This is a genomic window from Pseudomonas sp. NCCP-436 (assembly GCF_019656335.1).
Classification (GTDB): Bacteria; Pseudomonadota; Gammaproteobacteria; order Pseudomonadales; family Pseudomonadaceae; genus Aquipseudomonas.
On the sequence record NZ_BPLZ01000002.1, the window covers coordinates 51,425 to 75,156 of the forward strand.

Genomic DNA, 23,732 nt, shown 5'->3' on the forward strand with positions numbered 1-23,732 from the left:
GGTTAGATAACCTGAACTTCCTCAGCCTGCATGCCTTTCTGGCCACGGGTGGCCACGAAGGAAACCTGCTGGCCTTCCTTCAGAGTTTTGAAACCATCGCTCTGGATGGCTTTGAAGTGTACGAACAGGTCGTCGCCGGATTGCGGGGTGATGAAGCCGTAGCCTTTCTCATCGTTGAACCACTTGACGGTGCCAGTCTGACGATTGGACATGTGATGTCTCCTAACAAAAGTAATAACAGCCCTGGAAAAGCCCAGGCCGGGACTGAGTGCAACGAGTACTAGGAGTCGGACGACGATGTTTGGATCGAAATCTGGGCATCAAGTAGCGATTCACGGTGACACATGCAGCACAGTGGGGACACCATACGTGTTTTTTTTGCAGAGTGCGAACACTGTGTGCGTCTTTCCTGCAAATAATTGCTGTTGTGTTCCGATCCTCGGATGTCGGGGTCTTTGAAGCACGGCCCCGGCGCCGGTAAGATGCGCTTTCTTTGTTACATCGCTCATATTTCAGGATAAGCCGGCATGACCATCAAATCGGACAAGTGGATTCGCCGCATGGCGCAGGAACACGGGATGATCGAGCCGTTCGTCGAGCGCCAGGTGCGTGGCGCCGACGCCAACCGGGTGATTTCCTACGGCGTTTCCAGCTACGGCTACGATGTCCGCTGCGCCGACGAATTCAAGGTGTTTACCAATATCCACTCGGCGGTGGTCGATCCGAAGAACTTCGATGAAAGAAGCTTCGTCGATATCAAGAGCGACGTCTGCATCATTCCGCCGAACTCCTTCGCTCTGGCGCGTACTGTCGAGTACTTCCGCATACCGCGTGACGTGCTGACCATCTGCTTGGGCAAGAGCACTTACGCACGCTGCGGCATCATCGTCAATGTCACTCCACTGGAACCGGAGTGGGAAGGGCACGTGACACTGGAGTTTTCCAACACCACCAACCTGCCAGCGAAAATCTACGCCAACGAAGGTGTGGCGCAGATGCTGTTCCTGCAGTCGGACGAGGCTTGCGAGGTGTCCTACAAAGACCGCGGCGGCAAGTACCAGGGCCAGACCGGCGTTACTCTGCCCAAGGCCTGATTGCCCGCCGTAAAAGATCCGCTGCCGCTTTGCCGTCAGCGGATTGCCGCCTGATCAGGCCTGATCCCAGGGAGCCTTGGCCAGGTGCTGGTGGAGGTAGTCGCACAGCGCCAGTACCTTGCGCGAGGCGCGACGCGAGCGCGGGTACAGTGCGTAGATGCTGTAGGGTCTGGGACGCGCCTCGGGCAGTATCTCGCGCAGAGCGCCGCTGACGAGATCCTGGTGGATGAGAAAGCTTGGTAGCAGCGCCAGCCCCTGTCCGGCCAGCACCAGTTCACGCATTACCTCGCCGTTGTTGCTGGTGAAGCGGCTGCGGGGCGCGATGCGACTCAGCAGCTCTTCGCCGTTGCTGTCCCCGAATGACCAGAACTGCCGCCAGGTGACGTTACTGTAGCCGATGCAATGGTGCTGCTGCAGGGCCTCAAGCGACTGCGGTGCGCCATGGCGTTGCAGGTAATCGGGGCTGGCGCAGAGAATTCGCGCGCAGCCGGCCAGTTTGCGTGCGATCAGGGCGCTGTCGCCAATATGCGAGATGCGGAGGCAGAGGTCATAGCCCTCGCGCTCGAAGTCGTTGAGGCGATCCTCCAGATGCAGGCCGATTTCCAGCCCCGGATAGCGCTCCATGAACCCGCCCATCAGCGGGGCCAGCCATTGGGTGCCGAAGCTCATCGGGGCCAGTATCTGCAACCGGCCGCAGATACCCTCTTCGTGAGCGCTTGCCGTAGCGGCGGCGTCCTCCAGTTCCTGCAGTGACTGTTTGGCGCTCTGGTAGAACAACTGGCCGTTGTCGGTAGGGGCTACCTTGCGCGTGGAGCGATACAGCAGTTGTGCGCCCAGGCGCCGCTCAAGGTCGCTAAGACGCTTGCTCACCACCGATTTCGACAGGCCCAGATCCTCTGCCGCGCGGCTGACACCACCAAGCTCCACTACCCGCAGAAAGGTTTCTATTTCCGCTAGATCCAGATTCATGTACGGCTCCTTGCTTGGCTGCCATGAGGGTAACGCAGTCGCTGCTCCTTGGTTGTTCGTCTCCAGCGAAAAACTATTTTCCCGCCTGAGGGTCGATTGCCGGTGAGTGTCTCAATAAGCTGAAACTACATCGCCACCCGGCGACGTGAGCCCCCTCTCAGGATAGGAGTTTACCCATGGCCCATACCTACAAGCGTCTGGACAAGGATGATGCAGTCGTGTTGCTGGTCGATCACCAGTCCGGCCTGCTTTCGTTGGTGCGCGACTACAGCCCGGACGAGTTCAAGAACAACGTGCTGGCACTGGCCGACATCGCCCGCTTCTTCAAGCTGCCGACCATTCTCACCACCAGTTTTGAAACCGGGCCGAATGGGCCGCTGGTGCCCGAGCTCAAGGCCATGTTTCCGGATGCTCCCTATATTGCCCGTCCGGGGCAGATCAATGCCTGGGACAACGAAGACTTCGTCAACGCGATCAAGGCGACCGGTCGTCGGCAACTGATCATCGCTGGTGTCGTGACCGATGTCTGTGTGACCTTTCCGACCCTTTCGGCCCTGGAGGCTGGTTATGAGGTGTTTGTGGTGACCGATGCTTCGGGCACTTTCAATACCTCGGTGCGTGATGCTGCGCTTAACCGCATGTCGCAGGCAGGCGCCCAGTTGATGAACTGGTTCAGTGTTGGCTGTGAACTGCATCGCGACTGGCGTAACGACATCGAGGGCTTCGGCGGAATTCTTGGCAGTCACCTGCCGGCTTACGCCAATCTGATCCAGAGCTACAACCAGAAATAGTCATCCTGAAAACGCAAGAGGCCGCTCAATGAGCGGCCTCTTGCGTTGGTGCCGTATCAGACCAGTGGATCGCCGACGTGCAGGATTTTCATGGTGTTGGTGCCGCCGGTGCCGTGGTAGCTGTCGCCCTTGGTCAGGATCACCCAGTCGCCCGGCTTGACCACGCCGCGCTTGAGCAACTCGTCCACCGCTGCCTGGCTGACCTTGTTGGCCGGTAGTGCGGCAGGGTCGAAAGGCACGGTATAGACGCCGCGGAACAGGGCCACCCGGGCCTGAGCCTCGCGGTGCGGTGTGAAGGCGAAGATCGGGATAGCCGAGCGGATGCGCGACATGATCAGCGGGCTGTAGCCGCTTTCGGTAAGGCTGATGATGGCCTTGACGCCCGGGAAGTGGTTGGCGGTGTACATGGTCGCCAGTGCTACGCTCTCGTCACAGCGCTCGAAGGTACGGCCGATGCGGTGGCTGGACTTCTGGCTGGTCGGATGCTTCTCGGCACCCAGGCAGACGCGGGCCATGGCCTGTATCGCCTCGACCGGGTATTCGCCGGCGGCGCTCTCGGCCGAAAGCATTACCGCGTCGGTGTAGTCCAGTGCAGCGTTGGCTACGTCGGAGACTTCGGCGCGGGTCGGCATCGGGCTATGGATCATCGACTCCATCATCTGGGTGGCGGTGATCACCGCTTTGTTCAGGCGACGGGCGTGGGCGATGATTTTCTTCTGGATGCCAACCAGTTCGGCGTCACCGATTTCCACTGCAAGGTCGCCACGTGCCACCATCACTGCGTCGCTGGCGCGGATCAGGCCGTCGAGGGTTTCGTCATTGGCCACCGCCTCGGCCCGCTCGATTTTGGCCACCAGCCAGGCACTGCCGCCAGCCTCGGTAAGCAGACGGCGGGCGTATTCCATGTCGGCGGCATCGCGGGGAAAGGATACCGCGACGTAATCCAGCTCCATTTCTGCAGCGAGCTTGATATCGGCCTTGTCCTTGTCGGTCAGTGCTGGTGCGGTGAGCCCGCCGCCGCGACGGTTGATGCCCTTGTTGTCGGACAGCGGGCCGCCGATCAGTACACGGCAGTGCAGCTCATCAGCGCCCTTGAGTTCGACTCGCATGACCACGCGGCCGTCGTCCAGCAGCAACTCGTCGCCGACGTCGCAATCCTGAATCAGCGCCGGGTAGTCGATGCCCACCACTTCCTGGGTGCCGGCAGTGCGCGAATGACTGGAGGACAGACGGAAGAGATCGCCTTCCTTGAGTTCGATGCGCTTGTTCTCGAACTTGGCGATGCGAATCTTCGGTCCCTGCAGGTCGCCAAGCAGGGCCACGTGGCGACCATGCTTGGCAGCCAGCTCGCGAACCAGCGCTGCACGTGCCTTATGGTCATCCGGCGTGCCGTGGGAAAAGTTCAGACGGGCCACGTCCAGGCCAGCGAGGATCAGTTGCTCCAGCACCTCCGGCGAGTTGCTTGCCGGGCCCAGGGTGGCGACGATTTTGGTGCGACGAAAGGTCATGCGCGAACTCCCTACTGAACAATGTCGCGCAGGCTACTACGGCCTTTTGCTGTAGTCATTTTTACTGGCCACTACTCTTTGTCGTCCGGTTTGATCACCAGCAAATCGCACTCGACCCGCTCCAGTACCCGTTCGGCGGTATGGCCAAGCAGCAGGCTCTCGAGATGTCCGCGGGCGATGGCGCCCATCACCAGTAGATCCACATCCTGTTCACGGACGAAGTGGGGAATGACCTCCTCGGCGAAGCCCTCCAGCAGGTGGGTTCGGTTGACGTCGATACTGTGTTCAGCGAGCAGGCACTCGAAGGCCTGGCGGTGCTGTTGGCTGGAACTGAGCTGGTAGTCCTCGTATTCCCGGGCCATCTCCGCGTCGAACATCAGCGAGCGCGGGAGCGGTGCGTGGGCATGCAGGTAGTCGGCCTGCAGACCGAGCAGGGCCTGCAGGCCCTGGCTGGTGCGAATCAGTTGATGATCCAGCGCGGCCGGTTTGTCTGCACTGTGCAGAGGATCCAGTGCGGCGCACAGACGGCGGCCATTCCAGTTACGGTCGTTGGCCAGCCACAGCGGAACGGGACTGCGCCGGATCAGTTGCCAACTGGTGTCGCTAAGCAGCAGGCGGCGTAGAGCGCCTGCCGGATGAAAGGTCTTGAACAGTACATCCGGCTGAAGCACGGCGACTCGGTCCAGGATTTCCTGGTGGGCGCGTTTGGCCCAGCGTACTTCCAGCGAGATCGCCAGGCCCTCTTCGCGCAGAGGGTCGACACTGGCCGAAAGCGCTTCGTGGCTTTGCAACAGCATCGCCTCGCGGGCCTGGCTGAGCAGGCGGTGATCAAGCAGGCCGGCTTCCAGACCGGGATGGTAGTCCACCTGCAGCAAGTGCAGTACGGCGCCAGTTTTACGCGCCACCTCGGCGGCACGCTGAAGGGCAAGTTGTTGTTCATGCTCAGGGTCGATGACGACCAGTAGGGTGCAGAGTTTCATGCCAATGCCTTCGTCCGGGAGTCGGTTGTTGCATTACAGACCATAATCGCTGCCGAAGCCTTGATATGCGTCAGCCCGCAGCGGGTCTTTCAGTTTTCCGGCCTTTGGTCGATACATTGCGCAACGGAGGAACTATCCATGCGAATGCTGATTGCCCTGACCGTGGCTCTTGTCGCTACGGGCTGTACCCGTTGGTCGCTCGACCATCATCTGAACAATGCGTACCGGGCCTATCACGAGGGGGACTGTGCGCGGGTTGCGTTGGAATTGTCACAGGCCGAGCGCAAGAGTCGCTCGCGCAGCTACCTGCAGCCGGAGATCTCGCTGCTGCGCGGCCAGTGCCTGGAGCGCGAGAGTTTGTTCGTCGACGCAGCGCAGACTTACCAGTACATCGTTGCTCACTATCCGACCAGCGAGTACGCCTATCGCGCCCGGGCGCGTCTGCAGACCCTGGAGCTGCTGGGGCACTACCGGCCGGTGCCGGCCAAGGCCGAGCCTGCCGCATTGTGAGCTGACACCATGAGAGATAAGCTGGTGCCCGCCTATCAGGGAGGAAGGACATGCGTGCGCTTTTCTTGCTTATCACTTTGCTGCCGGGGCTGGCAGTTGCCGAGATCTACCGCTGGACCGACGAGCAGGGCCGGGTGCACTTCGGTCAGCGGCCTGTGGCTGGTGCCGAACAGGTTCAGGTCAGACCGCAGGTAGTCGAACGCGACGAGCATACCCGTGAACGTGAGGCGCGCAGTCAGCGCCTGCACGAGGCGCGGCGTGAAGAGCAACTGCAGGCCGAGGCTGCAGCCGCCGAATTGCGCGGGGCGCGGGCACACGAGTGCGATGAACTGCGCCGTCGCCTGGCGCGGATTGCAGAAGGCTACAGTTATTTCAGAATTGGTGCCGATGGCGAGCGGATTTACTACAGCGACGAGGAAACCGACTCCGCCCGTCGCCAACTGCGCGAACGGATTGCCCGGCGCTGTTCCTGAGCTGCGCTGGCAGAGATGGCGAGCGCATGCTATGCGCCCTGTGCATCTTTAATGCAGCGAAGGAGTCTGCGGTAGGGCACGCAGGCGCTGGCTCAACTGCAGCCGCAGACTGTCCTGTTCACACAGTAGCAATGCGTGCTCCAGGTCGTAGCGTTCGCCCTGTGGACAGTCGAGCCGGCGGTAGATGTCTGCCCGGGCCAGGTGATCGTGCGGATTCGCCGGGCCGAGTTGCAACACCCGTTCGGCATCCTTGAGCGCAGCCAGCAGCGCGTCCTGCCTCAGATGCAGGGCCAGCAGGTTGCGTGACAGTTTCTGCAGGATATCCACTGCGCCGGCCGTTTTCAGGTGCTCGGCAGTAAGGGTGATGTCGCTCGTCTGCTGGCGTTGCAGCAGCGCCAGGCAATCGCGGGGGTAGAGCCGGCGCCCGCCACAGGGATCGAGCAGATGATCGGCGCCGGGCACGCGCAGCAGAAAGTAGCCGGGGAAGTTGACTCCTTGCAGGGGAATTTCCAGCATTCGTGCCAGCTCCATGGCGATCAGGGCTAGGCTCAATGGTTGTCCGCAACGATGGCGCAGTACTTGGTGAAGCAGGGCATGGCGCGGGCGTGTCGGGCCTTCGCCGTCCTGGCGAAAGCCCAGCTCGCTCAAGCGGCGTAGCAGAGGTTGTGCCAGTTCACGGGCGGGAAGTGACGGGAGGCTGGCGGCAAGCTGCTGGCGCAGATCGTTCAGGCTGGCGATTGATTCGCCAGGCTGTAGCTGTTCGTCATGTTCGGCGGCTATCCACAGCGCGGCTTCGAACAGGGCTGGTGGATGGCGATAAAGGCACTGCAGGCAGGCTTGGCGTGGATTCATCGCGTTCTCCGGTGGCTGTTGATCTTGTAGTCTCTGGTTTGTCTGTCGTCCAGTGCAGTGCCTTTGTGCGAATACAACAGTCAACTCAGAGCAGCCATGTGTAGCCTGTTGGCCTCGTACCAGTTGGGCGTGCGGACAGGTCATGGGGAATACGAGGAAAGACGCTTGGGGAGGGGCGATGGAGTGCTGGTATGGCTGTCAGGGGGCTGAGTGTTGCCGAATCTTCCGCTGCAGCTAGTGGTGCAGGAAGCCATCATCGTGGCCTGTTTCAATATGCGCGTTCGCACTGGATCATGGCAGGCTCCCGCATTGTGCGACAACGTCGCACTTGGCGCCGATTGCGTCGTGGATTAGCGTGAGGCCTTCGGAGGGACAATCTTGGACTATTTCATCATCGTCGTTACCACGGCTGCCGGTCTGTACTTCCACTGGTGGCTGTTTCGGCGCATCCGCCAGTGGAGCGACCGTGACCTGGCGCTGTCGATGGCCGGTGCGGATGCCGGCAAGCGCAGCTTCATGCTGGAGCAACTGGCCCGGGCGCAGCAAGAAGGCGTCCGCCGGCGTGATCTGCCCGCCTGGCTGGAGCGGGTCGCTGCGCAATACCAGGCTGACTGAACGAACGCCGGTCACGCGGCGCTTCACTCGGTCGTTGCTATCTCCAACTCGCCCAGGGCGTCAGGCTGGCTCCTGAACGCCCTGGCGAACACCTCGCGATTCTTGGCCATGAAAATGCCCAATTCTTCGCCCTGCTCCTCGGACAAGGTAGGCACCGCCTTATGCAGAACTTCGCTGAGGCGCTCGGCTAGCTCAAGCATCTTGTCGTGACGGTCGGCTTCGGCCTTATCCATGAACAGTCGCTCCGGATCGCGACTGCTGCGGTACACCACTTCGACGGCCATTCATCACCTCGTATGCCTTCATGTTGATTGTGCTGGATATTTATACAGTATTCGCGAGAATATAGAACTCTCCGGCATTTTGCCAGTGGCGCACTGGAAAACATCGTCAAGACTTGGCTGCCTGTGGCCATTCGCCACAGTTGACGGTCGTTTTGCAACCCATTCTTTTCCTGCATGATCGGTGGCTTGCGCCGACGACTGCTGTCGGTCTGCCATCTCGTTCTAGGGGGAGAGCAACGTGTTGAATAGGATCGAGCGCCTGCGGATTAACATGCATGGCCTGGCAGAGTCCCTGGGGAATCTGCTGATGGAGGCCTTTCACTACCTGGCGCTGTTTGCCATTGGCGCGATTACGGCCTGGGCCGGGGTGGTGGCCTTCTGCGGCATGTTGGAGAAGGGCCACATTACGGTGGACGACGTGCTGCTGCTGTTCATCTACCTGGAGTTGGCAGCGATGGTGGGGATTTATTTCAAGACCAACCACATGCCGATCCGCTTCATGATCTATGTGGCCATCACCGCCCTGACCCGTCTGCTGATCTCTGACATTTCCCACACTCACAAGCCTGGCTGGGGTGTGGTGATGGTCTCTGGGGCGATTCTGCTGCTGGCGCTGGCGATTCTGGTCGTGCGTTATGCCTCGTCGCGCTTTCCGGCGGTAGCCGGACCGGATCCGCGCAGCCGGGCGCGTAACCGTGAAGAGGCAGAGTCCGAGCGCGACGACACCGTAGAGTGACGGGCGCGCTCAGTCCAGTGGAGCGAACAGGGCGGCCAGATCGGATTCGTCCAGTTGCCATTGCACCTGGCTGCCGCCTTCGAGTACGCCTTGGGCCAGGCCGGCCTTGGCTCGTTGCAGTTGCTGAATCTTCTCTTCGACGCTGCCTCGGGCGATGAGCCGATAGACGAATACCGGTTTGTCCTGGCCGATACGGTAGGCGCGGTCGCTGGCCTGGGCCTCGGCGGCCGGGTTCCACCAGGGGTCGAAGTGGATCACGGTATCGGCGGCGGTGAGGTTCAGGCCGCTGCCGCCGGCCTTGAGACTGATCAGAAACACCGGAAATTCGCCGGCCTGAAAACGTTGCACTGGGGTGCGCCGATCACGGGTGCTGCCGGTCAGCTTGGCGTAGCCGATACCTCTGACCTGCAGCTCTTGTTCGATCAGCTCCAGCATCGAGGTGAACTGCGAGAACAGCAGTACCCGCCGACCTTCTTCGAGCAGTTCTTCCAGCATGCCGAGCAGGGTGTTGAGCTTGCCCGAGTCGGTAGCCGTCAGGCGGGTGTCCTCTTCGTCAAGCAGGCGCAGGTCGCAGCAACTCTGGCGCAGCCTCAGCAGTGCTTCAAGGATGACGATATGACTGCGTGCCAGCCCCTGGCGGGCGATTTCCTCGCGCACCTTGCGATCCATGGCCAGGCGCAGAGTCTCGTAGCGGTCGCGTTGTAGCTGGGTCAGGTCGACCCACTGAGTGATTTCGGTTTTCGGCGGCAGTTCGCTGGCGACCTGTTCCTTGCTGCGGCGCAGCAGGAAGGGACGAATGCGGCCGTTGAGGTGGGTCAGACGATGGGCATCGGAATGCTTCTCGATGGGGGTGCGGTAGTTGCGGGTGAAGCTCTTGGCGTCACCCAGCCAGCCGGGCATGAGGAAGTGGAACAGTGACCATAGCTCGCCCAGATGGTTTTCCAGCGGTGTGCCGGTCAGGCATAGACGCAGATCCGCGTTGATCTGTGTGGCTGCGCTAGCGGCCTTGCTACGCGGATTCTTGATGTTCTGCGCCTCGTCGAGAATCAGCAGGCGGAACTGCTGCTGGCCAAGGGCCTTGAGGTCGCGTGGCAGTAGGGCGTAGGTGGTGAGAATCAGGTCGTGATCGCCAATTTCGGCAAACAGCGGTTTGCGCTTGTTGCCGTGCAGAGCCAGTACGCGCAACTGCGGAGTGAAGCGCGCGGCCTCGTCCTGCCAGTTGGGAATCAGGCTGGTAGGCATGACGATCAGTGCCGGTCTGTCCAGACGTCCTGCCTGTTTCTCGCATAGGATGTGCGCCAGGGTCTGCAGGGTCTTGCCCAGACCCATGTCATCGGCCAGTACACCACCGACACGCAACTCGGCCAGAGTCTGCATCCAGTTCAGCCCCTGTAGCTGATAAGGACGCAGCTCGGCCTGCAGGCCCTGAGGGGCTGCAGGCTGCCGGTTGGACAGTTGCTGCAGACGTTCGGCAAGGCCGCGCAGGGTCTCACCTCCCTGCCAGCGCAGCAGTGTGTCGCCGGTCAGTCCGGTCAGGCGTGCCGCATCGGCACGGCCGAGGCGCAGAGGCAGGTGTTCCTCGCCGGGGTCACGAAAATACAGTTCACCAAGGGTGGCCAGTAATGGCTTGAGTCGGGCAAAGGGCAGCGCGAGGCGCTTGCCTCCCTGGGGCAGGCTGACCAGCAGGAAGTCCTCGTCTGGACGTTGGGCCAGCGCTTCAGGAGCCAGCAGCCAGGGCGTCCGGCGGATCGCCTGCAGCAGAATCGGCAGCAGACTCAGGCGTTGGCCCTCGACTTCGATACCCAGTTCCAGGTCGAACCAGTTCTGTTGCGGATCCTCTTCGATCTGCGCGTACCAGTCGTCGACTTCGGCCAGGTTGTAGTGGAAGTCCGGGTGGATGTGGATCTGCCAGCCCTCGGCGCGCAGGCGCGGAACCTGCTGCCTGACAAAGCTCAGCCAGTCCCGCTCGTGAGGCAGCTCAAAGGGCTCACCGGCCTCGGCTGGCAAGGCATCGCTCTGGCGTAGCGCAACCTGCAGACCCAGGCCTTCCAGACGCTTGCGCAGCTTGGATTCGGCGGCAGCATCGCGGATCAGGCGCAGGTTGGTGTGTTCGTCCAGGCGCTTGACCAGATCGCGGGCCGGCTTGCCGAAGACCCGGTGACCGGCATAGTCGAAGGCCAGTGCGGCGCGGTGCTGGGTTTGCTCCTGCATGCGCCCCCTGCGTGCATCGAACTGTACCCGAACCTGACTGCCGAGGCTGAGTACGGCGGTAGGAGTAATACTCTCCAGGCGGGTTTCGGCCAGCGGCTGGCGCACTACGACGATTTCCGACAGGTCACTGCCGTCGCGTTGGCGTGCTTCCAGGGTGAGCAGTGCCGCCACCACATGCTTGCAGTTGAAGCCGACCGGGCAACTGCAATGACCGGTCACGCTCCACTTGCGTCCGTAGGGATGCAGGGTGATGCGCTGCTGGTAACTCACGTTGCCGGAGCCGCGACAGGTGGCCAGCAGACTGTTGTCGCGCAGTTTGAGCAGCTTGCTGCGCTGTTCCTCGGCATAGGCGATGCCGCGGCGCAGGTCGCCGGCACCGAACTCGGAGCGCCAGTCATCTTGGCGAAGTTGGTGGATATCCAGGGCCATCAGTGAAGCCCCTGACGGAAATCTGATAGACGCATGACTGGGTCACGGCAATGCAAAACGGCGGATTTTCGCACAACTGCCTGGCAATTAGCAGGCTCGGGCAGACGCTTCGTATCGACAGCAGTTTGTGCGCAGGCAGAGGTGGCGGACTAGGTTCTGTATGAAGATTCGTTGAGCGCAGGCGCTTTTCGTACAGCGCCTAGCGAGTCGCCAGTGCCTGAAATGCGGCGCGGTACTGGCCAGGCGTCGCGCTGAATGTCTGGCGGAAACGGTTGCTGAAGTGGCTGGCGCTGGCGAAACCGCAGGCCAGGGCAACCTCGCCAAGTGGCAATGGAGAGTGGCGCAGCAGTTGACAGGCCCGGGTCAGGCGTCGAGCCAACACGTAGCGATGGGGGGGTAGGCCGAAGCTGCTCTGGAACATGCGAGCGAAGTGGTATTCGGAGAGTGTGCAGAGCGCCGCCAGTTGACTCAGTGGCAGAGGGGTATCCAGATGTTGCTCGATAAACTCACATAGCCGTCGGCGCTGTTGTGGTGCCAGGCCGCCGCGCACGCGCAGTCCCTGGCGCTGCCCTGCCTGGGTCAGCAGGGCGTGGTTCAGCAGGTCGTGGGCCAGGCTGCTGGCCAGCAGACGCTCACCCGGCTCCTGCCAGTCGAGAGCGCAGAGCTGACGAAAGCGCGCAGCCTGAGCCGGATCCTCGAGAAAGGTTGCCTCGGCCAGTTGCAGGCTGCGTGGCTCCCGATCCAGCAGGGTTACGGTGGTCAGAGCGAACTGTTCTTCGTCCACGTAAAGGTGGGCCAGCTGAATGTCGCCGTTGATAACCCAGGCCGACTGATGTCCGGCAGGCAAGATGCATAGCCGATCCGGGGCGCCCTTGCGGCTCGGGTCGTCGCGGCGAAAGGTGCTGGTGCCGCCGCTAAGGTAGCAGGACAGTGTGTGGTGGTTGGGGGCCAGGTAGTCGCGTGCGTCATGGGTATTGCTCCAGCGCGCTACGTTCAGGCCGCTGCCCAGTTCGGCAAGGTTGTGCAGCCGCGCGTTGGCTGAGCGGCTCATGCTCTGAAATACCTGCAGATTCTCGAACGTCGCCATGGCGCCCTCCCGTAGATGCATGCTACTGCGGGTGAAGTACAAAGGGCAGCGGCTTGTAAGGCGAGCAAAAGAAAAGGCGCCGTAGGCGCCTCAAGCAAGATGTTCCATGGAGTAAGTCATACGCTTTGAGTCGGGCTAGAGGAGAAAGTTCCTCTGCTTGTGAAAATTTTTACTGGCCCGGCAGTAACAACAGCCGTTGGCTGCCATAAACTGTGTCGAGGTTTTCCGACTTAAAGGGGAAACTCATGTAACCGCCCTTGAGCCAGGCGTCGATACCGTCGGCGTAGTGACGGCTGGCCGGGTTGCCCGACTGGCCGGTGCTGTTGAGGCCGAGCATCGGCTCGTCGGCGGCGAAGTCGACGATCAGACGGATGGCGGGGATCAGCGTGGTGTCGAAGTCCTGCCCCCAGGCATAGGCTGATACGTTCAAGGTGGAGTGATCGCCGCCGGCCGGATATGGGCCGCGATCCAGGTAGCCCTTGAGTGCCTGAATGCCGGTACGCTCGCGGGTACTCATGTAGGGTGCCTGTCGGCTGCTGTCGCTCTGCCAGACATAGCTGTGCAGGCGGCCCCATTGCCAGCGGCGGCGATCCGGCCCCAGACGGCTTTCCAGCAGCTCGATGCTGGCGGCCAGGCTGCGGGCGAGGATGGCCGGCTTGTCCTCCTGCTGCTTAGTACTCTGGTCGTCCCAGAAGGGACTGTCGGGGCGTCCTAGCAGGTGGTCAGCCTGGGCTGAGTAGGAGGTTCCGGCGGTTTCCACCAGCGCCTGCCAGGCCGGCGAATCTTCCGGGCCCAGCTCATCGAGGAAAATCTGTCGCGCGCTTTCATGCAGGAAGGCGGCGTACAGTGCGGCATCGGCCGAACTGGCGGCAAGCCGGCCGTCAAAGGCGAGCAGTCGTTGCAAGGCCTCCTCGGCGCGCGTGCGTCGATCCGCCGGCAGTGCGGCGACAGCCAGGCGCAGCGAGTCGTGCATCAGCGGGTCGTTGAACATGGCCTGCAGTTTGCCGACGAAGGGGGAAGTCTGGTCGTACTGCATGGCGATCATGCTGCGGCTGTCGTGACGGCCCTGGCCAGCCAGTTCAGCCAGACGCTCGGCTCGCTCGGGGTAATACCAGGAGCTGGAAAGCTGCATGCCGTATCCTGGAGGTACGCTGCGCTCGTTGGCGGTGCCCAGCCAGCCTTGCGCTGGATCCTGGTCGTAAGGGTGCAGCATCGGGTCGGCGAAGCCGTCCCAGCCATAGCGGGAGTCCCAGCCCGGAGAGGGCAGCAGGCCACGGCCCTCACGGCGGTTCGGGTAGCGTCCGGTGACTTGCCAGCCGATGTGTTCTGCGTCGGCGAACACCATATTCAGCGGCATGGCGCGGATTTCCCGGGCGGCCTCGAAGGCCTCGTCCACCGACTGGGCGCGGGACAGATCAAAGAAGGCGTCAAGGCTCCTGTCTCGTTCGAACTGGGTGGTCTTTAGTGCCAGGCCGTAGCCGCTGCGCAGTGCTAACGGCTGCAGCGGGTGCTGGCGCTCACCAAGCACCGGGTTGAGCAGAGGGCCGTTGCGGGTTTCGTAGAAGGTCTCGCGGATTGGGCGCTGGCCACGGATGAAGAAGGTTTCCTGTCGTTCCTGTAGCGGCAGCCACTGGCCGTCAGCCAGGTAGCTCAGGCGCCCTCCCTGGTTGCGGATTTGTTCGAGGAACAGATCCTGGTTATCGCCCATGACCATGGTCATGCCCCAGGCCAGTTTGCCGTTGTAGCCGGCTATCACGGCCGGAATGCCTGCCAGGGAAACGCCGGCGGCCTGGAATCGGGGCGAGCGGATCTGTACGAAGTTCCACAGCGACGGCAGGCTGAGCGGCAGATGGGTATCGTTGGCCAGCAGACTCTTGCCGCCACGGCTGCGTGCCGGGGAAATGGCCCAGTTGTTCGAGGCAGCGACGCCAAGCATGTGCTGCCCGGCCACTAGCTTGGCGTTGTGAGCCAAGGCTTGCAGATCCGGCAGTTGGCCGTCGAGATCGAGGCCGGCAAGCTTTTCTGCTTCGGCAAAGGGCAGTGGCTCGTCCGGGTAAATCGGCAACAGCCAGGGCAGTTTGTCGATGCCCACGCGCTGGGCTAGGGTCAGTGCGGCAATCTCCTCTTGCAGATTCACCGCCAGACCGAAGTTGAGCAGGCAGAAAAGCAGTACCGAATCTTCGGGCTTCCAGTATTCGGGCCGGTAGCCGGCTTCGGCCAGATCCATCGGCAAGCGGCTTCGATAGCGGAAAATGTAGGCGTTGACGCCGCGGGCGTAGACCTCGAAGAAGCGCTTCAGGCGCGGTGAAGCATCGGCATATAGCAGCTCGGCGCTTTTCTTCAGGTTTGCCGCGCGCATGAAGCGGTCAGTCTCCAGTGCCCCGGGGCCGACCAGTTCGGCCAGGCGTCCCTGGGCCAGCAGGCGCATGCCGACCATCTGACTGAGCCGGTCGCCGGCATGGACATAGCCGAGTGTGAACAGGGCGTCGTGGAAGGTTCCTGACTCTATCAGCGGCATACCGAGGGCGTTGCGCCGTACCGACGCGCTTTCGGCAATGCCTTTTACTCGCTCAACCCCCCGATTGGGCGGCACGCTGTCGGCATAACGGCTGGTGAGCAGCGACTGGCAGCCGGCGAGGCCGGCCAGCGAAGCAGCAAGGGCCAGGCAGGCCAGCATGCGCATGGCAAAGTTCCTTGGATTAGGTTCTGGCTAGGGTAGACGTGGCGGCCAAGGCTGACCGCGAAGGCGCCAAGGTAATGAGAGTGGCCGGGCCTGGCAAGAGCCGTTCAGGTGTCGGCCTGCGTTTCCCTGAGCCCGTCGTCGAGCAGCCAGCGGGCGGCCGTACGGGCTGCGGCCTTGTGCTGTAGCTCCAGCTCCTGAAAGCGGGTTTCGTAGCGGCGCCTGTCGCTACGTGGCAGAGCTTTCCAGGCAGCATGGGTGGGGACGTCGGCAGTTGCTTCGAAGAGTCTGTGAAAGACCAGGCAGCGAGCATCGCCGCTCAGACTACTGTCGTAGTGATCGAGCAACACCTTGATCCGGATGGCCCCTTCAATGAGCGGAACCTGTTCGTCCAGCAGGCTGCTGGCGAGCAGGCCGATGTTTTTGCCAAGTTGCTTCCGGCGCGCCTCGGCGGCGTTCTTTTCGGAGCGCTGGCGAGCCCAGACCTGACGCCAGAGCGACAGTGCATAGACGGCCAGCCCGACAATCAGCAGCAGGCCGGCCAGTAGTGTGAGATACAAGGTACTCATCAGGCCGTTAGGCGCCGTGGCACTTCTTGAACTTCTTCTGGCTGCCGCACGGGCAGGGATCGTTGCGACCAACGTTCTTCAGAGCGTTGCGCACGGGGGCCTGCGGCGCGTGATTGCAATGTGGACCATGGACGTGGCCATGGTCGTGATGATCATGGTTGCAGTCGGGACCATGGATGTGCGGTTGATTGTTCATGCAATTACTCCTGGAGGAAATCTCCGGGAATTATCTCGCCATTGCGCGACATGTGCACGTTCCGGCCGAACAGCATGCCGGTCTTGACCTCGCCCTTGAAGGCATAGCGAATGGGCGTGTCGGGTTTTTCCAGCATCTTCACCACCTGCCTTACATGGCGCCACAGGTTGGTGCGTACAGGAACTTCGAAGGTATGACGACCATGCGCCGGTACGGTGAACCATTCGCTGGAATGCCCCTCGGCTAACAGAATGCCATTGAGATGGACGTTATAGTCCAGACCACGTACCGGCAGGCTGACCCCGTTGGGATTATCGATGCGAAAACGAAGACGGAATTCCTGCTCAAGCAGCCTGGCCTTCACCACTTCAACTTTGAGTAGCTGGATATCCGGATCCTTGAACCCGCTGCTAACCCAGGTGGAGCATCCTGAAAGCCCGAGCATCACTCCGAAAAACACTGATAGGCTGATAAGTCTTATCATTTGCGCCTGATAGAGCATTTCATATCCCCCGTTGCGCCCCAGTGTAACAAGCACGTGTTCGGCTGCAACCGGGAAGATGCCATTATTTTGGCTGCCGTGTCCGCTTGTTTCTGGAGTTGTGTCCGAAGTTTGGGTTGAGACTTGCACGCTGTCGGTGCGAATGAAGCTGCGCCATACTGAGGCGCGAATAGGACAGGAGTGTGACCATGAGCCGTTACGAGATTGCCTTTTCCGGGGAACTGGTGCCGGGTGCCCAGCCCGAGACGGTCAAGGCTAACCTGGCGCGGCTGTTCCAGGCCGATGCCCAGCGTATCGCCATGTTGTTTTCCGGGCGCCGGGTGGTTATCAAAAGCAATTTGGACGAAGCAGCAGCGGAGAAGTACCGGGCGACGCTGGAGAGAGCAGGCGCCCGGGTTGCGGTTGTGAACCTGGATCCGCCGGTTGAGGAGATCGAACTGGCGCCACCTCCTGCAGCACCGGCAACTCCAGCCGTGGTACCGACGCCTCCTGCAGCGCTGAAGGTGGTGCCGCGCGATGAGTACATGGCGGCCTTCAGCGAGGTGCAGGCGCCCGACTTCGGCATTGCACCGGTTGGCAGTGACTTGCAGGATGCTCGTTCGGAGGTGCCTCCACCTATGCTTGACTTGTCGGGCCTCAGCCTGGCCCCAGTGGGCAGCGATATGGGCCAGGCGCGAGGTGAGGCTGCACCGCCACCGCCGGATATTTCGCACCTGCGCTTGCAGGAGTAACCCGACGGCGTCCGGCAAGGTTCAGATGGGCTGCTGGCAGCGCGCCTCTGCTTGCTCCGGCGGCAGGTTTCGTACGCTCTCGAAGAACAGCACGCAGGTTTGCTGCTGATCCGTTACCTGCCACTTCTGCGTGCAGGCTTGCAGTGTCTGCTGCGGATCCGCCGAAGGTTGCCGGCCCATAACGGCCTGCCAGCAGGCAGCGCTGAGATCCTGTCCCATGACCCGGATGCCGGCCTGGTTGGCCTTTTCCTCGCTGCCTTGGTTGTTGGCCGGATCGGCGGCGTACCAGATGTAGCTCGGATGGTTGGCGCCGAGCACCGAGACCTGCTGGCCAGGCGCGGCGGTGATTCGGCCCAGGCCCAGCACCGCAAGCGGGACGCCATACTGCTGCTGGATCCAGTTGCGTACTGGGGCGCCGAAGGCCACTATCGGCAGGCTGCCCTGGCCACTGCCGGCGCTGAGTTCGGCGACCATGCGTTGCTGGTAGGCAGTGAAATAATCGTATACCGCCTCCAGCGAGCCGCCAGCATTGGCCGGTGCGGCGATCGGCGCGATGTCGATGATGGTCTGGTAGGCCGGTGTCTGCTCTGCGGCAACGCCGTTGAATGTAAGCAGGCTGGCCCAGCGATCCGTGGTGTTCGAGCGCAGGTAGTCCTGGGCCTGGGTCAGCGAGTAGTCCGGCGGGAAGTGCAGCAGCTCGACGCTACGACGGCTTTCCAGAGCCATGCCCAGTGGCAGGAAGAAATACCAGTTGTATTGCCACTTGCCGTCGCGGTTGAGCTGAGTGGCGCCCTGGTAGGCCAGGTCGCCGGCGTCCAGCAGTTGCCGTAGCGGCTGGCCATAGCCGGGCGGCGTGCCGTCGAAGTAGGCCAGTACCCGGTCGTCCCGGCGTTCTACCCGGACGCTGGCAGCTGGGTAACCGTCGCGCTTCAGACTTTGATCCAGGTAATGCTGCACGGTCTGCTCCAGCGTCCAGTTGCGGTAGCAGATTACGTTGCAGTTGTTGGGGTAGGCGAACAGCCGGGTAACCCGCTGGCTGTCGCCGAGGTCAACGAACTCCCCGCTGTCACTGGGCAGGCCCGTGCAGCCGCCTAGAAGAGCGGCGATAAGGATTCCGATTGTGCTCCGCTTGTGCATTGACGATCTCCTTGTGAAAGTGTGCTTTGGCCTTTCAACTCAAGCAGAAAGCGATGCGGATGCCAGTCAGGCGCGGAGGTAGGCAGCGCAGCATTTCTTGAACTTCTGTCCACTGTCGCAGGGGCAGGGATCGTTGCGCCCGGCCCGCAGTGGCACCGTCGGGTCGATAAAGTACCAGCGGCCGTTGACCCGGACGAAGGCGGAGCGCTCGTGGTGGCTATGTTCGCCCTGGTCGTCGTGCCAGCGTGCGGTGAAGGTGACCTGAGCATGCTCGGGTTGTCCGGCGAATACTTCGCTGCTTTCGACTTTCAGTCCGAGCCAGGTGCTCTGTGCACTCCAGGCCATGATTGCGGCGCGGTCGAGAGCGGCCTGTTGAGCCGGCAGGGTGGTGGCCGCCAGGTAGTCCACCAGCCCTAGCACATAGGCTGTGTAGCGTGAGCGCATCAGTTGCTCCGCGCTTGGTGCCGGCAGATCATGGTGATATGGCGCGCAGCACTGATCCAGTGGCAGGCCCGTGCCGCAGGGGCAGTTCTGTGCAGTCAGGTTCATGTGTGCTACCACCAGTACTTGCCGAAGTTTTCCGGGTTGGCCCAAAACCTGGCATTCAGCCAGTCCGGTGCCGGTTTGTATTCGAGCAGATCATAGGTGAACAGGTGTAGCGTTTGCCCGTCACGCTGAAAGCGTTCCTGCACCTGCATGGCCAGGGCGAAGAAGTCGGTTTCCTGCCAGCCTGCGGCTTGCAGGTCGACCAGTACCGCGATTCGGCTGGCATTGAGATTGCGGATGCCGGCCAGCAGATGCAGCCCCTCGTTACGGGGCAGGTGCTCCAGACAGTCGGCCAGTAGCGCCAGGTCGAAGCGCAGCGCTGCCAGTTCAGCAGGCAGTGGTGCCGCCGCAGCATTGAACAGGCGGCTCTGCGGATGGGCCTGGCGGAAGGCCTGCAGCGTGGGCAGCTCGCTGGCGCCGAGCAGTAGCAGGCGCTCGGGGTGGTGATGGTCGAGCAGGGCGGCCAGCGCTTGCTGGGGTGTACGGGGACTGGCGTCCATCGGAAATCCTCGGGGCGGCGACAGGCCTGAGCGACCGGCCGGTTGGTTTGTCAGTGCGTTGTAGCGGCGTGTCCGGGTGCGATCAAGCCTTTTCCGGCACGAGCTTGGCAAGCGCGACGGAGGCGGACTATGGTTGCCGCCTGGTCATGTTGCTTGCCGAGTTCCCATGCGCCGTTCGCTGCTCGTCCGAACCTTTCGCTTTGTTCAGGTGATTCGTCTCTGCGCTGATTGTTGCGATTGCTGCGGGCCACTTCTCTTCTGGTACGCGGCGATCCGCGCACCTCTGGTTCGCTGATGCAAGGTACGATCTTTCCCTGGCGCGGGGGCAATCGCTTCGAGCTGCTGATCGACGGCCAGAGTTTCTTCCCGCATATGCTTGCGGCTATCGACGGGGCTGAGCGGCAGGTGGAGCTGGAACTGTATCTGATCGAGGATGGCCAGTGCAGTTGGCGCCTGGCCGAGGCACTGTGCCGGGCCAGTGCGCGCGGGGTCAGTGTGCGCTGCCTGTTCGATGCCTACGGCGGCGCCGGGCTGGGAAGCAGCCTGAGGCAGCAACTGCAGCAGGCACAGGTGCAGGTGCGTTGGTACAACCCGTTGCGCTGGCGGCGTGGTATCCGCAATTTCCATCGTGACCACCGCAAGCTGTTGCTGGTGGACGAGCGGCTGGCCTACGTTGGCGGTACTGGCTCCACCGATGAATTCTGGCTGCCGGACGAGCCGCAGAGTCCCTGGCATGAAACCATGGTGGCGATCGAAGGGCCGCTGGTCAGCGACTGGCAGCGGTTGTTCGAATTCCAGTGGCGCGCACGTTTTTCCTGGCGGCCAAATCACCCGGCCGTACCCCAGAGACTGCCGGAGCGGCCGCGCATAGGCAGCGGTCTGGGCCGGGTCGCCTATGCCGATGCGGCTCAGCACCGGGATATCCTGCTGGCGCTGCTACGCGCATTGCGTGGTGCCCGCCGTCGGGTATGGCTGGCCACGCCGTACTTCCTGCCAACCTGGAAAATTCGCCGAGCCCTGCGCCAGGCGGCCTCCCGCGGGGTGGAGGTACGACTGCTGCTGGCCGGACGCAATACCGATCATCCGCCGGTGCGTTTTGCCGGGCAACGCTACTACCCCAAGCTGCTGCGCGCCGGCGTACGCATCTTTGAGTACCAACCGCGCTTTCTGCATCTGAAGATGGTGCTGGTTGATGACTGGGTTAGTGTCGGTTCGTGCAACTTCGATCACTGGAACCTGCATTTCAACCTTGATGCCAATGTCGAGGTGCTCGATCCCTCGTTCAGCCAAGAGGTGGCGGCCAGTTTCAGCGAGGATTTTGCCCGCAGCCGTGAAATCACCCTGGAGGATTGGCGACAGCGACCGCTCTGGCGCCGCCTGCAGCAGCGCCTGTGGGGCTGGCTCGAGCGCTTGGCGGTCAACCTTCTCAAACACCGTCGCTGAACGCTCGTCTGTGTGTCATTCGGCGTTCGCTGTTCAGCCGTTCAGGCCGACTGCCCGGGCGCGGGCTGCGTGCAGCTTCTTGAGGCTGTCGATCAGCCGCAGGTGGCGGTCGAGCCCTTCGAGCTGCATGCTGGTCGGTGTCAGACCATGGAACCGTACACTGCCGTCCAGCGCGCCGATGGCGGCATCCATGCGTTCGTTGCCGAACATGCGACGGAAGTTGGTTTCGTAGTCCGCCAGCTCCAGCTCGTCGTCCAGGTGCACCTCCAGCACCACGTTCAACGCCTGGTAGAACAGCCCGCGCTCGACCGTGTTGTCGTTGTACTGCAGGAACATCTCCACCTGCTCCTTGGCATCCTCGAACTTCTTCAGTGCCAGGTTGATCAGCAGCTTCAGTTCGAGGATGGTCAGTTGTCCCCAGACGGTGTTGTCGTCGAACTCGATTCCGATCAGCGTACTGATGTCCGTGTACTCGTCCACCTCGCAGTTGTTCAGGTTGCGCAGCAGGGATTTGAGCTCGCGGTCGCTCAGACGATGCAGGTTGAGGATGTCCTGGCGGAACAGCAGGGCCTTGTTGGTGTTGTCCCAGATCAGGTCGTCGATCGGGTAGATCTCCGAGTAGCCCGGCACCAGAATGCGGCAGGCGGTGGCTCCAAGGTGTTGATAGACCGCCATGTAAACCTCGTGACCCATTTCCTCGAGCAGGCCGAACAGGGTCGCGGCTTCCTGCGCGTTGGGATCCTCACCTTTGGCGGAAAAGTCCCACTCGACGAAGGGGTAGTCGGCCCGGGCACTGAAGAAGCGCCAGGAGACCACGCCGCTGGAGTCGATGAAGTGCTCGACGAAGTTGTTCGGTTCCGTCAGCGCCTGGCTTTCGAAGGTAGGCTGCGGCAGGTCGTTCAGGCCCTCGAAGCTGCGCCCCTGGAGCAACTCGGTCAGGCTGCGCTCCAGTGCCACTTCCAGCCGCGGATGGGCTCCGAAGGAGGCGTACACGCCGCCGGTGCGCGGGTTCATCAGGGTCACGCACATCACCGGGTACTGTCCGCCGAGCGAAGCGTCCTTGACCAGCACCGGAAAGCCCTGTTCCTCCAGAGCGCGAATGCCGGCGAGGATCTGCGGATACTTCTCCAGCACGGCCTGCGGCACGTCCGGCAAGGCCAGCTCGTTCTCCAGGATCTCGCGCTTGACCGCTCGCTCGAAGATTTCTGACAGGCACTGTACCTGTGCCTCGGCCAGGGTGTTGCCGGCGCTCATGCCGTTGGACAGGTAGAGGTTTTCGATCAGGTTGGAGGGGAAGTACACCGTCTCGCCGTCGGACTGGCGCACGAACGGCAGCGAGCAGATGCCGCGCGCGGTGTTGCCCGAGTTGGTGTCGTACAGGTGCGAAGCGCGCAGTTCGCCGTCCGGGTCATAGATGGCGCGGCAGTGCTCGTCGAGGATTTCGGCCGGCAGCGCATCCTTCGGCCCCGGTTTGAACCAGCGCTCCTCGGGGTAATGGACGAAGTCAGCGTTGGCAATCTCCTCGCCCCAGTACTGGTCGTTGTAGAAGAAATTGCAGTTCAGACGTTCAAGGAACTCGCCGAGCGCCGAGGCCAGCGCTGCTTCCTTGGTCGCCCCCTTGCCGTTGGTGAAGCACAGTGGCGACTGGGTATCGCGCAGGTGCAGCGACCAGACGTTGGGCACGATATTGCGCCAGGAGGCGATCTCGATCTTCATGCCCATATCGGCAATCAGCCCGGAAAGCCGTGCGATGGTCTCCTCCAGCGGCGCATCCTTGCCCGGAATCTGCGTGCGTGTGCCGGTGTCTTCCAGCATCAGCAGGGCCTGGGCATCGGCGTCGAGGTTGGCGACTTCCTTGATGATGAATTCGGGGCCCTGCTGCACCACCTTCTTCACCGTGCAGCGGTCGATGGAGCGCAGGATGCCCTGACGATCCTTTTCGGAGATATCGGCGGGCAGCTCGACCTGAATCTTGAAGGTCTGCGCGTAGCGGTTTTCCGGATCGACGATGTTGTTCTGCGACAGGCGGATGTTCTCGGTAGGGATACCCCGCGTCTGGCAGTAGAGCTTGACGAAGTAGGCCGCGCACAGTGCCGAGGATGCCAGGAAGTAGTCGAACGGCCCCGGTGCCGAGCCGTCACCCTTGTAGCGGATAGGCTGGTCGGCGATGACGGTAAAGTCGTCGAACTTCGCCTCCAGGCGCAGGTTGTCGAGAAAGTTGACCTTGATTTCCATGGGGCACACCGGCGAATGAAACAAAGTGCGCCATTATCCGGGTTTTGTGGCGGAAGTCTTGTCGCTTCGGCAGGAGGTTGCCGGGACGTGCCCGGCAACCCATGGCATCAGCCCAGCAGGCCGATCTGGATCTCGATGCGATTGTCTGCCGACTGCGGGCCGTGCCAGCAGTGGTAAACCTCGCGGCTTTCGCCGCTGGGGCGCAGACCCGCAGCCGTGATGGCTGCAAGCAAGGGCTCGTAACCCTCACTGAACAAGCCGTCGAGTGCCCCCTGGTAGATCCGGCTGGCGCAGCGCAAGGCAGGTAGTTGCTGAGCCGTCTTACCGCTCACCGGCAGGCAGAAGGCCAGGGAGAACTCGCATTGCGCGTCCTGCGGCATCTGCTGGGCTTGAAATATGGGCGGGCCGCTGATTTCCATCCCGCGCGCAGCCGCATCGGCCTGCAACTCGGCAAGTGCCGCTGCTGCCCGTTCACCGATCTGCGCGATGTTCAGACGGTGTTGTTGTTGCAGTACGGAAATGGCTTCGATGTGTTGAATATTCATGTCGTCCTTGCCTCATGAAGGTGAAACCCACCCGTTTCAATGGCTGGTGGCTGCCCGGGTCACGCAGCGCCGGCTCACTCTGTTGTCTGCCAGACAAGATGATCGGATG

At 62.0% G+C, this 23,732-nt stretch carries 25 protein-coding genes; 8 read left to right on the plus strand and 17 right to left on the minus strand.

Annotated elements, in window-relative coordinates:
• Positions 1-2: 2 nt before the first annotated feature.
• Complete coding sequence (locus NCCP436_RS02285) at positions 3-212, minus strand: cold-shock protein (RefSeq protein WP_013714598.1); 210 nt, start codon at positions 210-212, stop codon at positions 3-5.
• Between the two features lie 315 nt (positions 213-527).
• Between NCCP436_RS02285 and dcd the strand changes: the two genes are divergently transcribed.
• Positions 528-1,094 (plus strand): dCTP deaminase, encoded by a 567-nt coding sequence (gene dcd, locus NCCP436_RS02290; protein ID WP_220802180.1) that lies wholly within the window; start codon positions 528-530, stop codon positions 1,092-1,094.
• A gap of 54 nt (positions 1,095-1,148) precedes the next feature.
• Here dcd and NCCP436_RS02295 read toward each other — a convergent pair whose 3' ends face one another.
• Positions 1,149-2,063 carry a LysR family transcriptional regulator gene (locus NCCP436_RS02295; RefSeq protein WP_220802181.1) on the minus strand — a complete coding sequence of 305 codons (915 nt, stop codon included), beginning with the start codon at positions 2,061-2,063 and terminating at the stop codon, positions 1,149-1,151.
• 176 nt (positions 2,064-2,239) lie between these two features.
• Here NCCP436_RS02295 and ycaC point away from each other — a divergent pair, with 176 nt between their 5' ends.
• Entirely contained in the window at positions 2,240-2,854 is a 615-nt protein-coding gene (gene ycaC / locus NCCP436_RS02300) for an isochorismate family cysteine hydrolase YcaC (protein ID WP_220802182.1), read from the plus strand.
• A 56-nt stretch (positions 2,855-2,910) separates the two neighbouring features.
• Here ycaC and pyk read toward each other — a convergent pair whose 3' ends face one another.
• Together pyk and NCCP436_RS02310 are read right to left on the minus strand one after the other, a co-directional pair.
• Complete coding sequence (pyk, locus tag NCCP436_RS02305; RefSeq protein ID WP_220802183.1) at positions 2,911-4,362, minus strand: pyruvate kinase; 1,452 nt, start codon at positions 4,360-4,362, stop codon at positions 2,911-2,913.
• 71 nt (positions 4,363-4,433) lie between these two features.
• On the minus strand, positions 4,434-5,342 hold the full coding sequence (locus NCCP436_RS02310; RefSeq protein WP_220802184.1) for a universal stress protein: 909 nt from the start codon (positions 5,340-5,342) through the stop codon (positions 4,434-4,436).
• 138 nt (positions 5,343-5,480) lie between these two features.
• Here NCCP436_RS02310 and NCCP436_RS02315 point away from each other — a divergent pair, with 138 nt between their 5' ends.
• A complete protein-coding gene (locus NCCP436_RS02315; protein ID WP_220802185.1) occupies positions 5,481-5,852 on the plus strand; it encodes a tol-pal system YbgF family protein in 372 nt (123 codons plus the stop codon).
• A gap of 50 nt (positions 5,853-5,902) precedes the next feature.
• Entirely contained in the window at positions 5,903-6,325 is a 423-nt protein-coding gene (locus tag NCCP436_RS02320) for a DUF4124 domain-containing protein (protein ID WP_220802186.1), read from the plus strand.
• 48 nt (positions 6,326-6,373) lie between these two features.
• On the opposite strand, the gene NCCP436_RS02325 is transcribed toward NCCP436_RS02320, so the two are convergent.
• Entirely contained in the window at positions 6,374-7,177 is an 804-nt protein-coding gene (locus NCCP436_RS02325) for a SirB1 family protein (RefSeq protein WP_220802187.1), read from the minus strand.
• 378 nt (positions 7,178-7,555) lie between these two features.
• Between NCCP436_RS02325 and NCCP436_RS02330 the strand changes: the two genes are divergently transcribed.
• Positions 7,556-7,792 carry a hypothetical protein gene (locus NCCP436_RS02330; RefSeq protein WP_220802188.1) on the plus strand — a complete coding sequence of 79 codons (237 nt, stop codon included), beginning with the start codon at positions 7,556-7,558 and terminating at the stop codon, positions 7,790-7,792.
• 23 nt (positions 7,793-7,815) lie between these two features.
• On the opposite strand, the gene NCCP436_RS02335 is transcribed toward NCCP436_RS02330, so the two are convergent.
• Positions 7,816-8,076, minus strand: a complete 261-nt coding sequence (locus NCCP436_RS02335; RefSeq protein ID WP_220802189.1) for a YebG family protein — start codon at positions 8,074-8,076, stop codon at positions 7,816-7,818.
• A 271-nt stretch (positions 8,077-8,347) separates the two neighbouring features.
• Between NCCP436_RS02335 and NCCP436_RS02340 the strand changes: the two genes are divergently transcribed.
• Positions 8,348-8,812 (plus strand): phosphate-starvation-inducible protein PsiE, encoded by a 465-nt coding sequence (locus tag NCCP436_RS02340; RefSeq protein ID WP_220802492.1) that lies wholly within the window; start codon positions 8,348-8,350, stop codon positions 8,810-8,812.
• Positions 8,813-8,821: 9 nt separating this feature from the next.
• On the opposite strand, the gene NCCP436_RS02345 is transcribed toward NCCP436_RS02340, so the two are convergent.
• The 6 genes from NCCP436_RS02345 to NCCP436_RS02370 form a co-directional block, all read right to left on the minus strand.
• Complete coding sequence (locus NCCP436_RS02345; protein WP_220802190.1) at positions 8,822-11,452, minus strand: DEAD/DEAH box helicase; 2,631 nt, start codon at positions 11,450-11,452, stop codon at positions 8,822-8,824.
• A 199-nt stretch (positions 11,453-11,651) separates the two neighbouring features.
• On the minus strand, positions 11,652-12,539 hold the full coding sequence (locus NCCP436_RS02350) for a helix-turn-helix domain-containing protein (protein WP_220802191.1): 888 nt from the start codon (positions 12,537-12,539) through the stop codon (positions 11,652-11,654).
• Positions 12,540-12,708: 169 nt separating this feature from the next.
• Positions 12,709-15,222, minus strand: coding sequence for a penicillin acylase family protein (locus tag NCCP436_RS02355; RefSeq protein WP_220802192.1), 2,514 nt, complete (start codon positions 15,220-15,222; stop codon positions 12,709-12,711).
• 104 nt (positions 15,223-15,326) lie between these two features.
• On the minus strand, positions 15,327-15,788 hold the full coding sequence (locus tag NCCP436_RS02360) for a DUF2489 domain-containing protein (RefSeq protein WP_220802193.1): 462 nt from the start codon (positions 15,786-15,788) through the stop codon (positions 15,327-15,329).
• 7 nt (positions 15,789-15,795) lie between these two features.
• Positions 15,796-15,984, minus strand: a complete 189-nt coding sequence (locus tag NCCP436_RS02365; protein ID WP_220802194.1) for an SEC-C metal-binding domain-containing protein — start codon at positions 15,982-15,984, stop codon at positions 15,796-15,798.
• 4 nt (positions 15,985-15,988) lie between these two features.
• Positions 15,989-16,486 carry an LEA type 2 family protein gene (locus tag NCCP436_RS02370; protein ID WP_220802493.1) on the minus strand — a complete coding sequence of 166 codons (498 nt, stop codon included), beginning with the start codon at positions 16,484-16,486 and terminating at the stop codon, positions 15,989-15,991.
• A 188-nt stretch (positions 16,487-16,674) separates the two neighbouring features.
• Between NCCP436_RS02370 and NCCP436_RS02375 the strand changes: the two genes are divergently transcribed.
• Positions 16,675-17,217, plus strand: a complete 543-nt coding sequence (locus tag NCCP436_RS02375) for a hypothetical protein (RefSeq protein WP_220802195.1) — start codon at positions 16,675-16,677, stop codon at positions 17,215-17,217.
• A gap of 21 nt (positions 17,218-17,238) precedes the next feature.
• Here the strand turns inward: NCCP436_RS02375 and NCCP436_RS02380 are convergent, their stop codons facing one another.
• The 3 genes from NCCP436_RS02380 to NCCP436_RS02390 form a co-directional block, all read right to left on the minus strand.
• Positions 17,239-18,354, minus strand: coding sequence for a hypothetical protein (locus NCCP436_RS02380; protein WP_220802196.1), 1,116 nt, complete (start codon positions 18,352-18,354; stop codon positions 17,239-17,241).
• A gap of 66 nt (positions 18,355-18,420) precedes the next feature.
• A complete protein-coding gene (locus NCCP436_RS02385) occupies positions 18,421-18,903 on the minus strand; it encodes a YchJ family protein (RefSeq protein ID WP_375709462.1) in 483 nt (160 codons plus the stop codon).
• Between the two features lie 5 nt (positions 18,904-18,908).
• Positions 18,909-19,400 carry a DUF6231 family protein gene (locus NCCP436_RS02390; RefSeq protein ID WP_220802197.1) on the minus strand — a complete coding sequence of 164 codons (492 nt, stop codon included), beginning with the start codon at positions 19,398-19,400 and terminating at the stop codon, positions 18,909-18,911.
• A gap of 294 nt (positions 19,401-19,694) precedes the next feature.
• On the opposite strand from NCCP436_RS02390, the gene NCCP436_RS02395 reads away from it, so the two are divergent.
• The gene (locus NCCP436_RS02395) at positions 19,695-20,843 is read left to right on the plus strand and encodes a phosphatidylserine/phosphatidylglycerophosphate/cardiolipin synthase family protein (RefSeq protein WP_220802198.1); all 1,149 of its coding nucleotides are present in this window, start codon (positions 19,695-19,697) and stop codon (positions 20,841-20,843) included.
• A 33-nt stretch (positions 20,844-20,876) separates the two neighbouring features.
• Here NCCP436_RS02395 and NCCP436_RS02400 read toward each other — a convergent pair whose 3' ends face one another.
• Both NCCP436_RS02400 and NCCP436_RS02405 read right to left on the minus strand, forming a co-directional pair.
• Positions 20,877-23,078 (minus strand): OsmC domain/YcaO domain-containing protein, encoded by a 2,202-nt coding sequence (locus NCCP436_RS02400; RefSeq protein WP_220802199.1) that lies wholly within the window; start codon positions 23,076-23,078, stop codon positions 20,877-20,879.
• A gap of 107 nt (positions 23,079-23,185) precedes the next feature.
• Positions 23,186-23,623, minus strand: a complete 438-nt coding sequence (locus tag NCCP436_RS02405) for an AraC family transcriptional regulator (protein ID WP_220802200.1) — start codon at positions 23,621-23,623, stop codon at positions 23,186-23,188.
• Between the last annotated feature and the right edge of the window lie 109 nt (positions 23,624-23,732).